The organism is Exiguobacterium sp. s91 (assembly GCF_018618915.1).
GTDB lineage: Bacteria > Bacillota > Bacilli > Exiguobacteriales > Exiguobacteriaceae > Exiguobacterium_A > Exiguobacterium_A abrahamii.
This window is the reverse complement of record NZ_JACSMZ010000001.1, coordinates 1,584,778-1,598,193: the sequence shown is the minus strand read 5'-3', so window position 1 is coordinate 1,598,193 and position 13,416 is coordinate 1,584,778. Positions and strand designations below refer to the sequence as shown.

Below are 13,416 nucleotides of genomic sequence, written 5' to 3'. Positions count from 1 at the left end.
AAGTAGTAATATCTTGATTTTTTCACTGCCTCCCGTTCCCGCGAGGAGTAGCTGCACACTTCATAAATTTATGGATTTGTACCACATAGAAGACACTTAGAAACACACTCATTGCATCCCGTGAGTTTTAAACACTCATTGCACAGTCCATTGCATAGTCAAGGATATATAAGATATACTGACATATAGTTAAGTACTCCTCTTCGAGTACTAAAATGCATGTGAGTGTATAATAAAAAAGTATATTATAGTTCTATCAATACTATGGTTTATGTCGGAAACGTCCTCAGGCTTAATCGATTCATAATGGTCAATTAATTTTTAAGGTACAAAATAGTGAATAAGATAGTGCTGAATCTAGATTTTTCAAAACCACTCATTAGAGTGGTTTTTTTGTTCTGTTGGACTTATAAATTATTTCATAGTGATTGAATATTAACTTCTACACTAATATACTATAAAAATTTTAGTAAACTAGTTCACACAAAAGACAAAAAAATAAATTCTAAAAAATACCAATTTTAAAACGCTCGATATTTTATATGCTAAGATTATTTAAAAAGAAATATTCAACATTTTATTTGAATAATAAGGACTGCAACGCCTTATATTTCATATCAGTTAAATGATCAGTAGAAAGTATAAAAACATTATTTTTTGCATTTGATTTTCTATATATAAACTTACACAAAAGTGATTGAATAGTGATTTTTATCATTAAAAATTCAACTGAAGAATGAATTGACATCACTAAGAAAAGTGCTAATAATGTGATTGTACAAAAAATATACTTTTTTTGGGCATAAATTACACGCAAAGGGAGTTTTCATTATGATTTTAAAAAAACCATTAATTACTAGTTTGTTAATAGGGGGCCTTATTTCATCAGTATCAGTTCCTGTGTTTGCAGAAAACAATACATCGACAATAAACGATGTTACGAATTCACAGAATGAAGGATTAATTGACATAAACAGTTCAGATCAAGATACAGTGGTAAGTGATGTGTTAACATTCAATCAAGTAGTGGAACAGATATCTGATGAGCAAGGGATTTCCGAAACTCAAGCTGCAAGAGAAATTATCTCGAATACACAAAATCCAATGGTTAAAAATTCTTCAAATGCTATTACAAAAGGTTTAGTAGGAACTATGGCAACATCGCAAGCAGTTGCTGCGACGTCAGCTACTTATCGAACAATTAACACGAGATTTACTGTAACTAGTACATACAAACCATCACTCAATTTTTATTGCCAAACAAATGAGGGTGGTACTAGTTTTAGAGCAATAAAAAAAATACTAAACGTATCTATGAATAGAGCACATCTTGGAACTGGAAGATCTAAACAATTTGGTGGGGATGTATATACGAAGTTAGAGGACGCAAATCGAATTTATTGGATTGTTAATGGTGACTTTTTCGACAATGGATCAACTACTGGAGGTGGCTCTGTAAATCTTGGGATTGATAAAGCGGCTTCGATAGAGTTTAATGCATCGCACACATCGAATCATTATAAGTATATTTATAAAACAGGCTATACTCGTTTTTGAAATGTTGCTATAGTAATTTCGGATTAATGAAAACCTACTGTATTTATTTTAAGGTAAAGTAATTAACTGCTTGTATTTTTTATTTTGCTAATTGAAATGAAAGGATCTTCTAATGAAAAATATATATCTATGCTCTCTTATGACTGCACTTGCACTATCAGGATGTAGTACAGAAACCTCAAAAGAAGAAAATGCATCTTTAAATAATGGTGCTTACTTAAAGATAGGTATAGTTGGAGAAAAACCTCATATTCAAAAAGAAAATATTAAGTTTGAAGCTTTATCGTTGGAACAGTTGAAAGATACAAAAAAAGTTTCTTCTAACTTTGATGCTGTATTCATTACAAAAGGTAATTTGAAAAAGGCAGATGACGAAAAATATGTAACTGTTTATGATAATCTCAAAATACCAATTTTCTTCCTTCAAACTACAAAAGGATTTTTGCCATTTGTAACTGAAGGACTGTCTTACAAAGAAGCAAGTGAATTGAATCATTCCTATGCCTCAGGCTATCTAAAAGAAAAGAAAAGTTCATATCGTTACTGGGAGTACGGTTTGAATGATGATGTAGTGAACGAGAAGAATATCAATAACGTTTACTCTCGAATTTTTAAGACAGTTGAAGACGTTAAAAGAGAAAAAAGCTAATATCATTCATATACTTTTTAGACATAAGTATCTATTCTTTATAGGTGCTTATGTCTGTTATTTGAATTTCACCTTTTGGCAATTATTATTATGTTTTTAAAATATATAATATTTATTACATAGAAAGTGATCTTTTCAACGAGAAGAATATACATAAAAAGAACAACTCGTGATTAATGAACTGAGCCCCGTAAAATGGACAGTTTAATAAAAAGACCACGTTTTCTATGCTGCGATCAGATGGTCCCGATATTGTTTTGGGGTCATCTTTTTTAGGTTCCATTGACCGCGTTCGTAGTTGTAATAGCTGATGTAGTCCCCGACCATCTCTCGGACCTCCTCGATTGACTCGCACGAACGGTTGGCGACATAGTCCTTCAGATGACCAAAGAACGATTCGATCGGTGCGTTGTCGAGACAGTTGCCCCGACGGGACATGGACTGAACCAATCCGAGGTCGCCAATGAGTCGCTGGTAGCCCGGATGGGTGTAGTGGAAGCCTTGGTCCGAATGAATCATCGCCTCGGGATGTCGATTCCCCTGGAGATGCTCTTCGAGCTTTTTCATCGTCTGAAAGACGAGGTCCATACGAAGATCCGTGGATAGTTTGTATGCCACGATCTCGCGTGTGGCGACGTCCTTCACACAAGACAGATAGACGTTCTCGCCGGAGGCGATGGGGAGATAGGTAATATCGGTCACGAACACCTTCCCAGGCTCGCTCTGCCGGAACTCGCGATTCAATCGGTTCGGCACGACGCGGTGCTCGTGCGTCGCCCGAGAGAGCTTGCGGTACGGGTTCATCCTCCGGATTTTAGTCACGATGTTAAATTTGCGCATCAGTCGGAGAATCCGTTTATGGTTGATCGGGAAACCGATGGTGGCGAACACCTCCATGTACAGCCCCCGATAGCCGATTTGCCTTTATGGCTATCATGGATGCTCTTGAGGAGTGTCGCATCTAGATGATCACACTCTTCCCGGAGGGAATCCGCCTCGGCACGATTCAACCAAGCGTAATAGCCACTGCGGCTCACTCCGGCAATCTCACATAATGGGCGGACGAGATTCTTAATCTGTGCGGTGCGGATGACGGTGTTGATGACCTGATATTTCTCTGCTGGTGTCAGTTCGTACGTTTCGCCTGCCCCTCTAATTGCTCTAGCTTTTTTAAGAGCTCGTTCTCTGCCGTCAGGTATTTGATCCGTGCCTCTGCCTTCGCCAACCGTCTCTCCATCGACTCGTCTGTCTTCGGGCGTCCGCCTCCCAGAGCCTTTCCACGTTTATCGTTCCGGAGACCCTCCTCTCCGTCTTTTCGGAACGTTTTGCGCCAGAGAATCAACGCAGAATGCGCTTTTCGTTTCCCGATCACCGTCAGGTCGAATCCGGTCTCCATGAAGATTTGTTGAGGTCCCTTTCCTTCCATATTCTCACGTACGGCCCTGACATTGAACTCGGTCGTGTACTGGATCGAGCGTTCTGATACGGAAGCGACGTTCGGATTTTCTTCGAGCTGATTGATTTGGGTCATGGTGAAGATGATTTTACTCATGATTGTTTCTCCCGTCTGATTGAATAGGTTCATTATAGCGATTCGTATCCACACGAAAAACCCCGAATGATGCACTTTTTTTTCAAGTGTCTATCATTCGAGGTTCAGTTCACTGTGAATTTTATCATATTTAGAATAGACCAGTTTATTGGTTATCCTGAACTTTTTAATAAGGGTGTTGGAACGATAATGATAAAGTTATTCATTGAAGATATTGCTCGAGACAAGGAAGTAAATCGAATTATTTTAGATCCCGCCGTAGCAAATCTTAGAGCAATTAGAGCTTATGAAAAATGCGGGTTTCAGATAGTGAAAAAAATCAATGAAGATACATGCTGGATGATGGAGTATACGATTGACCGTTTATAATGTGTGCCTATAAATTTGCATAGAAAAGATCCATGAAACGATTGTCCGTTTCGTGGATCTTTTGCGTATGAAATGTTTCAGGTCATTCAACGATGAGCGAATCAAATGAATAGGTGACGATCGCATCGCTTCGTTTATGTCCGAGATCGGTCAGAACCGGTGGACGGGGCGACAAGACATGAAAATCCTGCTCGAACGCACGGAGCCAGTAACGGACCCAGTCTTTTGTAGGATCGAGTCCCATCATTTGTGACTGCAAAGAGGAAGACAACAATCCACGACGATTTAAATCCAACACTTCTCGAATCAAATACTTCTTCGCTACACTGTATTTAGAACAGATGTAGGGAGATGAACTAGGAGTGGAAAAGTGGATGATCTACGGAACGATTCATCAATTAAAATCCAAAGGATTTAATGTTTCTCAAATTGCAACGCAGCTCAACGTGAGTAGAAATCGTGTCTATGATTATTTATCAATGGATAGAACGACGTTTGATCAGTGGGATAGCAAACGACAGCGTAAAGTGAGAAAGTTGGATCCCTATCGGGAAGAAATTTTGTCATGGCTACAGGAATACCCAACCCTGAAAGCTTCCCAAGTGGAAGACTGGCTCAGAGAACGTCATTCAAATCTTCAGGTCGGAGAAAGTACGGTCCGACTCTATGTACGTGATTTGAGAAAAGAGCATGGTATCAGCAGAATGACGAAAGAACGAAAGTACGTTGCCGTTCAAGAGTTACCGCCAGGTCAACAGATTCAAGTCGATTTCGGGATGGTTACGCTCTCCCATGAAGATAATTCAGAAACGAGAGGACGGTTTATCGCCTTCGTTTTGACACATTCTCGTTACAAGTATGTCGAATGGCTCGATCGACCGTTTAAAGTAGCAGACATGATGAGGTGTCATGAAAATGCGTTTCGTTTCTTTGGCGGACGGACTCGTGAACTGGTCTATGACCAAGATGCTTTGGTAGCCGTAAACGAAAATAAGTGAGACTTACTTTTAATGGAATCGTCACAGCTATTCTTGATCGGCTCTTACATCGTGCAGAAATCATTCAAATGGACGAGGAAAGCTACCGGATGCGCTATCGGTCTATTATTTTTACAGAACATAAAGAATGATCGAAAAGTTTTGTGCTTAAATCATCGTAATATGACCTTTCTTCTTGACGGTCACACCGAATTTAGCTCAGGAACTTCTTGTAAAAAACTTTGATCTAAAAATTGTGATACGTTATTCATTAGTTTTTTTGGATCGCTTAATATTTGATCACTTACAACTACTTTTTTATTTGTTGTTTTAATACCTAAAACGTTAAACTTAGATGTCATACCAAAATCATTGATTAAAAATTTCATCGAATATCTCATCCATTTTTCATCTAATACGCTGTGTTTGTTTTTCTTCTGATTGCGTAAGGTGCTGGGAATGTTGAATTCATAACTTTTAAAACTGCTTTTGCTTGTAGTGATACTGTTTTAATAACTTCAAGAGTTGAATCGTCATCTTGGATTAATCCTGTTTCAAACAGTTCAGCATATATTAATGATGTACCTATACGTACTAAAGGAGATAAGCATGACAAAAATCTGGATTGAGGAATATGTAGTGACGGGTTATTTAGGTCGTCTGTTCGGTCACTTTTTAGATATGGACGAGTCAATTAAAACGGCATATTTAATTAGTCCGTCAGAGGGAGACGAATGTATTACACCGACGAAGAAAATTTTGTTTGAGTTTTTAGAGCATCGAAATGATTTTCCACTGTATCTGTATTTTTCAGATGAATATGTATTAAGAGAACGACATCAGCAGTTCTTTCAGCAACAGGATGTTGACTATACCATTCAAACGGTTTATCCGAATCGCAAACATCATTTAGATCCGCTTGTCTATTTTACAGTCGAGTTAAAGAACAAGGAAGCACTCAGACGCGTCGTTCGTAAGACGTACTGGTTGGGAGAAGAAAATGTCTTCTACGTGATTTCGAATTATGATAATTTAAAATTTACGTTTGATGAAAGGCAGCATTGGGGGGTTCAACAATATCTGTCAGTTGCTTCGTTTGATCGAAATCCTCCATCGGTGCTTATCAAGCCTGGTCATGACGGATGTGGTTTTTTCATATGTTCAAACGATCGATCGGTGAATTCGTTAGAAAACGTCATTCGGAGTATGCCAGAAGAAATCATCACGTATCAAGTCAATGATGAACTATATGAAGCTGAGAATGAAGAGTAAATTCACTCTTCAGCTATCGGAGGTGTTGCATGAAACCAGCCATCAAACAGATCAATCCATTGTCTAAACGCCCGGGTGTATCACTAATCGATCTAAAGCGTGCAGAAAAAATCCTCGGTGTAAAATTCCCGACGGATTACATTTCACTCATGCAGGAATCAAATGGTGCAGCCATTCATGACTGGCAACTCTATTCGATACCTACTGAATCGAGTCATTCTGAAGTCGAAGATATCATCCACCATCAGATAAATCGTCCAGATGGTTTACCGGAGGATATGATCTGCTTTGGTGAACATTTAGATGGGAGACGGTTGTGCTACCGGATTCGACGTCGTTTTTTACAAGAGCTCGTCTTCACGTGGCATCCTAAAAAGGGACTTGAAAAATACTGTGCCTCTTCACTCAACGAATGGGTAGAATCCGAAATGTTACGTGACCGGGCTAATAAAAAGATTACCCTGGGTACTTTTAGTGTTAGTAGTCATCGACTGCTCGTGACGGATTCGACTGAAAAAGATGTAGCATCGATTGTCTTGGAGCAAGTGAAGTCTGGCGCATGGACGGCTTCCATCACATATGATTCAGATGGAACGGTTCGTTTGCTTTCAGTATACGAAGGTGTCGATCAGCCGACGGGCAGATGGACGCGCTCGCATGAGATTGCGATTGATTCGGGATTTGTACTGATTGGTGATGATGTTGCGTTTCGTGAGGAGGAACTAGCCGAGGAACTCTTTTTCGGTCAACAGGACGTCCATTTGTTTCAAGCGGGTATCATGACCGAGTCTGGATATGGAGACGGCATCTATCATCTGAAAGTAAAGAAAAATCGAGATAAACAAATCATCGGAGTACGAATCAACTTCTTGGAGTAGCAATCGAAAGACCGGTCAAAGAAATGCTTCTTCGACCGGTCTTTTTGCGATATGTAGTTATTTGATGTTGTCGATGGCGTTGCCGTCTTGATCGACTTGAGTAGAAAGTCCTGTCCAGACACGACCTTTTGTCTCTAGCCAGCTGGTGAATTCGACGAGAAATTCCTCGTGTGGTACATGACCACCATCTTTTTTGACGACGACGTACCCGTCAAGCTTTACATATGACTCCTTCAGTGATTCCATTCGTAATCTCCTCCTAAGTAGCGGATGCGAAAGTAAGAGTATAGCGCTCGAATCACTCATTTATCAATGATATCCATTTATCTCTCTAGTTCAACAAATGATCCGCTCGACATAAGATCGTCACCTTCACACCATCAGCGACAGAAAAGCCATTCATTCGCGTGCCATCATTCATGCGAAGCGATGTCGTTTGGACGATGTCCTGAAAGAAAAATAGATCACTTCGTAAACGACGCAGTAGCTGGCGAACATGATCGTATGTTATTGATTGACCACTCAATTCCGTCAATCGCTCGGCTAGCGCAGGATACGTCGACGTCGTGTTCGTCATAATCACGAAGAGTGTCAAGAAACCGTTCGGATTCAGTAAGATAGTTTGATTTTTCCACTCGACGAAGGTTCCCTCTGAACTGCTTCGTAAGACGATTTCTTGATCGTCAGCTTGATATTCTTGAAACGAACGTTCATTGATCAACGTCTCAGTTCCGTCTTGAATTTTTCGATAATAAAGACGATCAAACAGGTGCTCATCTTCAACGAGTAATTCGTTTCGGTATTTGTTAAGTCGTGCCGCTTCGTCCGGGTGCTCCTCGTGTTCTCGGTATTCGAGTTCAGCAAGTGATTCGCGCGCTAGGTAGATGCTGCAGTTGACGACAAACATATGCGTCAGCGTCGTCTGGATGTCGCTCAAAGCATCGTCGACCGTACCGTCGAGCGCTCGACTGAAATGGTGAATCGCTTCCGCATACTGACGATCGACATAATGAACATAGCCGAGACGATAATTCGCAAGTGGATGCTTCGGACGAAGGCGGATTGCCTTAGTCAATGCGCGACGCGCTGCGTCATAATCCGGTGTCTCCGAAAATTTCGAGTACTCCGCTTGGCGGACGTACAGATTCGTCAGTTCGTCTTCCAATTGTCTTCTTTCATCTCGATCTGTCGTTTCCCGAATGGTGCGGAGTAGTTCTTGCGAACGCGTATAACTCGTTATCATCCCGTTCATCCTTTCCTGTCTCTTTTCTTTCATCATAGGGCGGACCAACGTGTGTGACAAGCTGTCACAGCGGTGTTGCTACTCTATAGGTACCAATACTAAAGGAGTCGATGTGAGATGAGAAATGAAAGCAAGTGGATCCGATATGGCATTTTAAGCGGGGAAGTCATCGAGGAACCGACATGGTCAGCTTGCGTACAAGATGTCATGCAACGAGCGGGTCAACAAGAAGTGACGGATGAAGAGATCCTCGATTGGATCGAAGAAGCAAAACAGCGTCATGCACCACTTGACGATCATGGGATGGAAGCATTGTTTGATCCAAGAAGACAAGCGTTACCCTATCACCTGTTTGACGGGTATGTCCGATGTATCGTTCGTATGATGAACGAACTTGGGATTTTGACAAGTTCCTGTTGTGACGGTCACGGTAAACGAGCTGCTCGGGTTTATACGCAGGATTTGCTGACGAACCAGCAACGGTATTTGCTTCGTTTAGCGGCAGACGCGGTTCCAGGGTTGACCGTGTCCTTACAGAGTCGGTGGATTCAACTTGAAGTGAGAGAGCAGCGTTCGCTGTTGCTGGATTTAGCGGAAGTCTTATACCGCATCAAACAAGACGCATCGACGATACAAGGGCTGGAGTTGCAACGCTTCAGAAAGCGTCTGCTAAGATGGCTCGCTATTCCTGGACAAAGCAGAAGGGAACAGATGGTTCGTAGTCGCTTACAACAGGCAGTCCGCCGGTTTGCTGACGATTCTTTTGTCGATGAAAAAGGGAACCTGCTCGTGACCTACCATCAAGGGGAAGGACCGGTCATTTTATTATCGGCACATCTTGATACCGTCGAACGTATCGATTCGTACCGGACGCTGTTTCAGGAAGGAACAATCTTAACGAGCTCAAGCGGGATTCTTGGGGCAGATGATCGAGCAGGCATCGCTGCGATTCTTGAACTCATGGAACGCATCCCAGCGACTGACTTCCGCGGAACGATCAAGCTCGCTTTTTCAGTCGAAGAAGAAATCGGTTGTCGTGGTACGGAAGCGATGGACGCATCCTTTTTAGAGGACGTCGACGCAGCAATCGTCTTTGATCGCCGCGGTACACGCGACATCGTTACAGGTTGTTATGGCGAGTTTGATTTTTGTGAGACGGCTTTTGGCGCATGTTTTGAGCAAGCCAGTCTGTTGAGTGATATGCCAGATTGGCGAACGACACGGTACGGGGGGAGCAGTGATGCGAAACTATTCGCGCTACGAGCTATTCCAGCTGTCAACTTGTCCGTCGGTTATCTGCATGAGCATACGGATTTTGAACAGGTTGATTTTGCAGCAACGCTCGAAACCGTCCGTTTGGTCGAAACGTTACTCCATCATCGGCTGCTCGAGTGTTATTTCGCTGAGCGGACAGAAAATCCAACTCTAGGCGGATATACCGATTAATGGATTCCAAATATAGTAAAAAGGAGAGGCGAGAGGAGACGATACGATGTGGATCATACTGGGGTTACTGGCGATTGGATTTACGGCACTGAATATTATCTTTTATTTGATTGGTAAGGACTATCGTTTCCTGATGGTGCTCGGACTGAGTTTTACGGCACTGACTTTGTGCGCTGAATACCGACTCGTTGCGGAATTTGTGGCGCGGGAGGATTGGGCAGCGTTACAGGACGTCGTACCGGGCATGGAGCGGGCACTGTGGGTATTGACGTTCATCTCGATCGGATTAAATGTATTGCCGCTACTGTTAGACTATCGAAAGAATCGATCTCGTTGAGGAATCCAAGAGGAGCTGAATCCTGATGAGCTATACATTTTCACCGCTGACGCAACGACAGGCGGAACAGATTGCCTACGAGTGGCAATATGACGAGGCGTTTGCATTTTATGATATGCCGAATGACGAAGAAGATTTAGCAGAATTTCTCGATCCAGCAAAGCGGACGGAACATTATTTTGCTGTGTTGGATCGGGAAGAATTGATTGGTTATTATGTATTTGAACCAAACGCAGACGTCGTTGACGTCGGGCTTGGCATGCGACCAGACTTGACGGGCCGAGGAAATGGAGTGGCATTTTTAGAAGCCGGTCTTTCGTTCATCATGGACCGATATGCACCTAAACAAATTGAATTAGCAGTCGCAACATTCAACGAGCGGGCGATTCGCTTGTATACGAAAAGTGGCTTCCTTCCAGTCGAACGCTTCCAACAGGCGACGAATGGTGGAAGCTATGAATTTTTGAAAATGCGTTTACAACCCATCGACGCAACGGAACCTTTTCCAAAATCTATCAGTAGATAACAGAAAAGGAGATGATGTCATGGCACGCTGTACGAATTGTCAGTATAAGTTCAGCACAAAGGAAGTACTCGCTGTCAGTGTTGCGATACATGGGAAAGGCAAGACGTGTCCGAACTGTGGCGTGAAACAATACATGTCGCGGAAGTCGCAATTTTATCTTTCACTCGGGAATATCAGTCTCTTGTTCGTCCTGTTCTTGCCATTTCTAATCCGGTTAAGCGACCGGGAAGAATCGATGAGGTAAGATGTCGGTTACTTTTATTTTCATGAAACTTTTTCCTGAATCCACCAGTAGATAAGGATGAAGGAGATGGTCAGATGGTACGTTGTACGAATTGCCAATATACGTTCAAAACGAAAGAAGTGCTCGCTGTCGGATTTGCGAAACATGGAAAAGCGTGTCCGAACTGCGGCGTGAAGCAATACATTTCAAAAGACTCGCAACATTACTTATCGCTCGGATACGTCAGTCTCTTGTTCGTCTTGATCCTACCGTTCGTCATCAAACTGAGCGACAAAGAAGAGACGATCTGGTAAAGCATTACGCGCATGCCTGAAAACGACAGGGTGCGCGTTTTGTCTTATACTCGGGGCAAAGGAGCTGGGAAACATGCAAACCGTATACGATGCAACCGTACAAAATGCAGCGGGCGAGACTGTTTCATTAGGTGACTATGCGGGGCGTGTCCTCGTGATCGTCAACACGGCAAGCAAGTGTGGGCTCGTCAAACAACTTGGCGAACTACAGGCATTGTACGATAAATATGACGAGCAAGGAGTCACGGTGCTTGGCTTTCCGTGCGATCAATTCAATCAGCAGGAGTTCGCGAGTCAGGAAGAGACGATGCAGTTCTGTCAGCTGAACTATGGCGTGACGTTTCCGATGTTTCAGAAGATAAATGTCAATGGATCAAATGAACATCCGCTTTATACATTCCTAAAACGCGAACGGTCGGGTCTACTGTCGTCAAAGATCAAATGGAACTATACGAAGTTTTTAATCGATCGCCAAGGACGTGTCGTACAGCGGTTCAGTCCGGTCGATTCCGTCCAGTCGGTTGAGAAAACCTTATCCTTGTATCTATAATCATAGTAACCGTCCGGCGCGAGTCGTTGGACGGGATGAACGAATACCCTACCTTTGGCGAGGTAGGGCTTTTTTATGTCATTCAACAATGAGCGAATCAAATGAATAGGTGACGATTGCATCGCTACGCTTATGTCCGAGATCAGTCAGGACCGGTGGACGGGGGGACAAGACATGAAAATCCTGTTCGAACGCCCGCAGCCAGTAATGGACCCAGTCTTTTGTAGGATCGAGATTCATCATTTTACGAGCAAACGTCAGTAGCTTTGAATCGGTCAGCGTCAGAAGTGGAATCGGATTGATCTCGACATCTTCTTTTAGTTCATAGAGGTCCGGTGAACGAAGCAGAATCGCATCCGCCTCGAAGTTCAATCGGAAGTAATTACAGCTATAGTCACCTACGATGATCATCGTCTCCTCCGTATGCCCACGGAAATGAAAGATCAATCGGTTACCATTTGCGACATCGATCAAGAACTGATCGAGTCCGATGTGATAATCTTCGCGAAATTGTAGTTTTTCAAGCGTGATTTCTTGCATGATTTAGCCTCCAGTCCGAGTTTGTCGTTCTTCTGTCAAAACGGTTTGGCGCGCTGCTAGGCGAGACGAACCGATCAATAAGGCGATTCCGAGTAACAATAACGAGATTCCGAACCAAGCCGTACCACTTAATTCTTCACCGAGGACGAACACACCGAGCAAGGCAGCTGTCAGCGGCTCACCGAGCGAGAGCGTGACGGCAGTCGACGATGGTACATTCGATAGTCCTTTCGCGAATAACCAGTAAGCGATTCCCGTCGCAACGACGCCGAGGTGGAGGCTGATTCCGGCACCACGTGACGTGAACAACCAGGAGAGGTCGAATAAAAACAACAGAGGCGACAACAGCAAGGAGCTTGTCGTGAAAATGACGGCAACGACTGACAGCGGCGCGTGTGTCTTGACGAGATCTCGACTGACGAACGTGTACCCGGCAAACGATAGTCCGGCACCGAGTGCAAGGATGATCCCGATTGGATCAATCGCAACCGTTCCTTGATTGTTCAGAAGCAACAGACAGCCGGTGATCGATAGTCCGGTCGATGCCCACCACAGCAACGCTGGACGTTTCTTTAGGAACAGCCACTCGATACACCCGGAAAAGATCGGTGCGCTACCGATTGCGACGACGGTACCGACGGCGACACCGGTCATCAAAACAGCTGAGAAGAACAGCGGTTGGTAAGCCGCCATGCTGACGGCAGCAAGTAAAATCGTCCGCACCGGCCAGTCGCGTAACGTCAGCGTTCCTTTGAAGAGAACGAGACAGAGTAAGAACAGTCCACCGACAGCCAGACGAACGGCACCAATTGCAATCGGATGTGCATCCTCTGGCGCAAAGGCTTGTGAGGTTCCCGTCGTGCCCCAAAAGATCGCAGCAAGTAATATGAGCAACATCGATGATGATTTAGACATGGGTCACCTCTTCGAGTGCAATTTTTTAAAATGATATTAGAACGAGAATACCACAGAACGAGTAGGAA

18 protein-coding genes and 2 pseudogenes are annotated in these 13,416 nt (G+C 43.3%); 13 read left to right on the top strand and 7 right to left on the bottom strand.

What is annotated here, in order from left to right; genetic code table 11:
* The first annotated feature begins 831 nt into the window (after positions 1-831).
* Both KNQ06_RS08390 and KNQ06_RS08385 read left to right on the top strand, forming a co-directional pair.
* Complete coding sequence (locus KNQ06_RS08390; protein ID WP_215147953.1) at positions 832-1,557, top strand: hypothetical protein; 726 nt, start codon at positions 832-834, stop codon at positions 1,555-1,557.
* Between the two features lie 112 nt (positions 1,558-1,669).
* Positions 1,670-2,206 (top strand): hypothetical protein, encoded by a 537-nt coding sequence (locus KNQ06_RS08385; protein WP_214724728.1) that lies wholly within the window; start codon positions 1,670-1,672, stop codon positions 2,204-2,206.
* A 225-nt stretch (positions 2,207-2,431) separates the two neighbouring features.
* Here the strand turns inward: KNQ06_RS08385 and KNQ06_RS08380 are convergent.
* A pseudogene (locus KNQ06_RS08380) lies at positions 2,432-3,758 on the bottom strand (IS3 family transposase).
* A 66-nt stretch (positions 3,759-3,824) separates the two neighbouring features.
* Here KNQ06_RS08380 and KNQ06_RS17140 point away from each other — a divergent pair.
* Positions 3,825-4,127, top strand: a complete 303-nt coding sequence (locus KNQ06_RS17140) for a GNAT family N-acetyltransferase (RefSeq protein WP_353049194.1) — start codon at positions 3,825-3,827, stop codon at positions 4,125-4,127.
* A gap of 82 nt (positions 4,128-4,209) precedes the next feature.
* On the opposite strand, the gene KNQ06_RS08370 is transcribed toward KNQ06_RS17140, so the two are convergent.
* Entirely contained in the window at positions 4,210-4,437 is a 228-nt protein-coding gene (locus tag KNQ06_RS08370; protein WP_215148309.1) for a hypothetical protein, read from the bottom strand.
* 64 nt (positions 4,438-4,501) lie between these two features.
* Between KNQ06_RS08370 and KNQ06_RS08365 the strand changes: the two genes are divergently transcribed.
* Both KNQ06_RS08365 and KNQ06_RS17010 read left to right on the top strand, forming a co-directional pair.
* On the top strand, positions 4,502-5,125 hold the full coding sequence (locus KNQ06_RS08365) for a DDE-type integrase/transposase/recombinase (protein WP_215147949.1): 624 nt from the start codon (positions 4,502-4,504) through the stop codon (positions 5,123-5,125).
* A gap of 14 nt (positions 5,126-5,139) precedes the next feature.
* A pseudogene (locus KNQ06_RS17010) lies at positions 5,140-5,256 on the top strand (ATP-binding protein); the annotation flags it as partial.
* A 51-nt stretch (positions 5,257-5,307) separates the two neighbouring features.
* On the opposite strand, the gene KNQ06_RS08360 reads toward KNQ06_RS17010, so the two are convergent.
* The gene (locus KNQ06_RS08360; RefSeq protein ID WP_214722801.1) at positions 5,308-5,493 is read right to left on the bottom strand and encodes a hypothetical protein; all 186 of its coding nucleotides are present in this window, start codon (positions 5,491-5,493) and stop codon (positions 5,308-5,310) included.
* Between the two features lie 220 nt (positions 5,494-5,713).
* On the opposite strand from KNQ06_RS08360, the gene KNQ06_RS08355 reads away from it, so the two are divergent.
* Together KNQ06_RS08355 and KNQ06_RS08350 are read left to right on the top strand one after the other, a co-directional pair.
* Positions 5,714-6,376, top strand: coding sequence for a hypothetical protein (locus KNQ06_RS08355; protein WP_215147947.1), 663 nt, complete (start codon positions 5,714-5,716; stop codon positions 6,374-6,376).
* Between the two features lie 29 nt (positions 6,377-6,405).
* Positions 6,406-7,254 (top strand): SMI1/KNR4 family protein, encoded by an 849-nt coding sequence (locus tag KNQ06_RS08350; RefSeq protein ID WP_215147945.1) that lies wholly within the window; start codon positions 6,406-6,408, stop codon positions 7,252-7,254.
* 57 nt (positions 7,255-7,311) lie between these two features.
* On the opposite strand, the gene KNQ06_RS08345 is transcribed toward KNQ06_RS08350, so the two are convergent.
* On the bottom strand, positions 7,312-7,500 hold the full coding sequence (locus KNQ06_RS08345; protein ID WP_215147943.1) for a hypothetical protein: 189 nt from the start codon (positions 7,498-7,500) through the stop codon (positions 7,312-7,314).
* Between the two features lie 85 nt (positions 7,501-7,585).
* Positions 7,586-8,497, bottom strand: a complete 912-nt coding sequence (locus tag KNQ06_RS08340; protein WP_215147941.1) for a tetratricopeptide repeat protein — start codon at positions 8,495-8,497, stop codon at positions 7,586-7,588.
* Positions 8,498-8,614: 117 nt separating this feature from the next.
* On the opposite strand from KNQ06_RS08340, the gene KNQ06_RS08335 reads away from it, so the two are divergent.
* The 6 genes from KNQ06_RS08335 to KNQ06_RS08310 all read left to right on the top strand — a co-directional run bounded on the left by KNQ06_RS08335 (position 8,615) and on the right by KNQ06_RS08310 (position 11,893).
* Positions 8,615-9,943 (top strand): M20/M25/M40 family metallo-hydrolase, encoded by a 1,329-nt coding sequence (locus KNQ06_RS08335; RefSeq protein ID WP_215147939.1) that lies wholly within the window; start codon positions 8,615-8,617, stop codon positions 9,941-9,943.
* A gap of 46 nt (positions 9,944-9,989) precedes the next feature.
* Positions 9,990-10,280 carry a hypothetical protein gene (locus KNQ06_RS08330; protein WP_035397924.1) on the top strand — a complete coding sequence of 97 codons (291 nt, stop codon included), beginning with the start codon at positions 9,990-9,992 and terminating at the stop codon, positions 10,278-10,280.
* Between the two features lie 25 nt (positions 10,281-10,305).
* On the top strand, positions 10,306-10,806 hold the full coding sequence (locus KNQ06_RS08325) for a GNAT family N-acetyltransferase (RefSeq protein ID WP_215147937.1): 501 nt from the start codon (positions 10,306-10,308) through the stop codon (positions 10,804-10,806).
* A 19-nt stretch (positions 10,807-10,825) separates the two neighbouring features.
* The gene (locus tag KNQ06_RS08320; protein ID WP_174316164.1) at positions 10,826-11,050 is read left to right on the top strand and encodes a hypothetical protein; all 225 of its coding nucleotides are present in this window, start codon (positions 10,826-10,828) and stop codon (positions 11,048-11,050) included.
* A 74-nt stretch (positions 11,051-11,124) separates the two neighbouring features.
* Positions 11,125-11,343, top strand: a complete 219-nt coding sequence (locus tag KNQ06_RS08315; RefSeq protein WP_174316165.1) for a hypothetical protein — start codon at positions 11,125-11,127, stop codon at positions 11,341-11,343.
* A gap of 73 nt (positions 11,344-11,416) precedes the next feature.
* Positions 11,417-11,893: a glutathione peroxidase gene (locus KNQ06_RS08310; protein ID WP_215147934.1), complete on the top strand. Its 477-nt coding sequence runs from the start codon at positions 11,417-11,419 to the stop codon at positions 11,891-11,893.
* Positions 11,894-11,971: 78 nt separating this feature from the next.
* Here KNQ06_RS08310 and KNQ06_RS08305 read toward each other — a convergent pair whose 3' ends face one another.
* On the bottom strand, positions 11,972-12,433 hold the full coding sequence (locus KNQ06_RS08305; RefSeq protein ID WP_215147932.1) for a hypothetical protein: 462 nt from the start codon (positions 12,431-12,433) through the stop codon (positions 11,972-11,974).
* Between the two features lie 3 nt (positions 12,434-12,436).
* Positions 12,437-13,348, bottom strand: coding sequence for an EamA family transporter (locus KNQ06_RS08300; protein ID WP_215147930.1), 912 nt, complete (start codon positions 13,346-13,348; stop codon positions 12,437-12,439).
* Between the last annotated feature and the right edge of the window lie 68 nt (positions 13,349-13,416).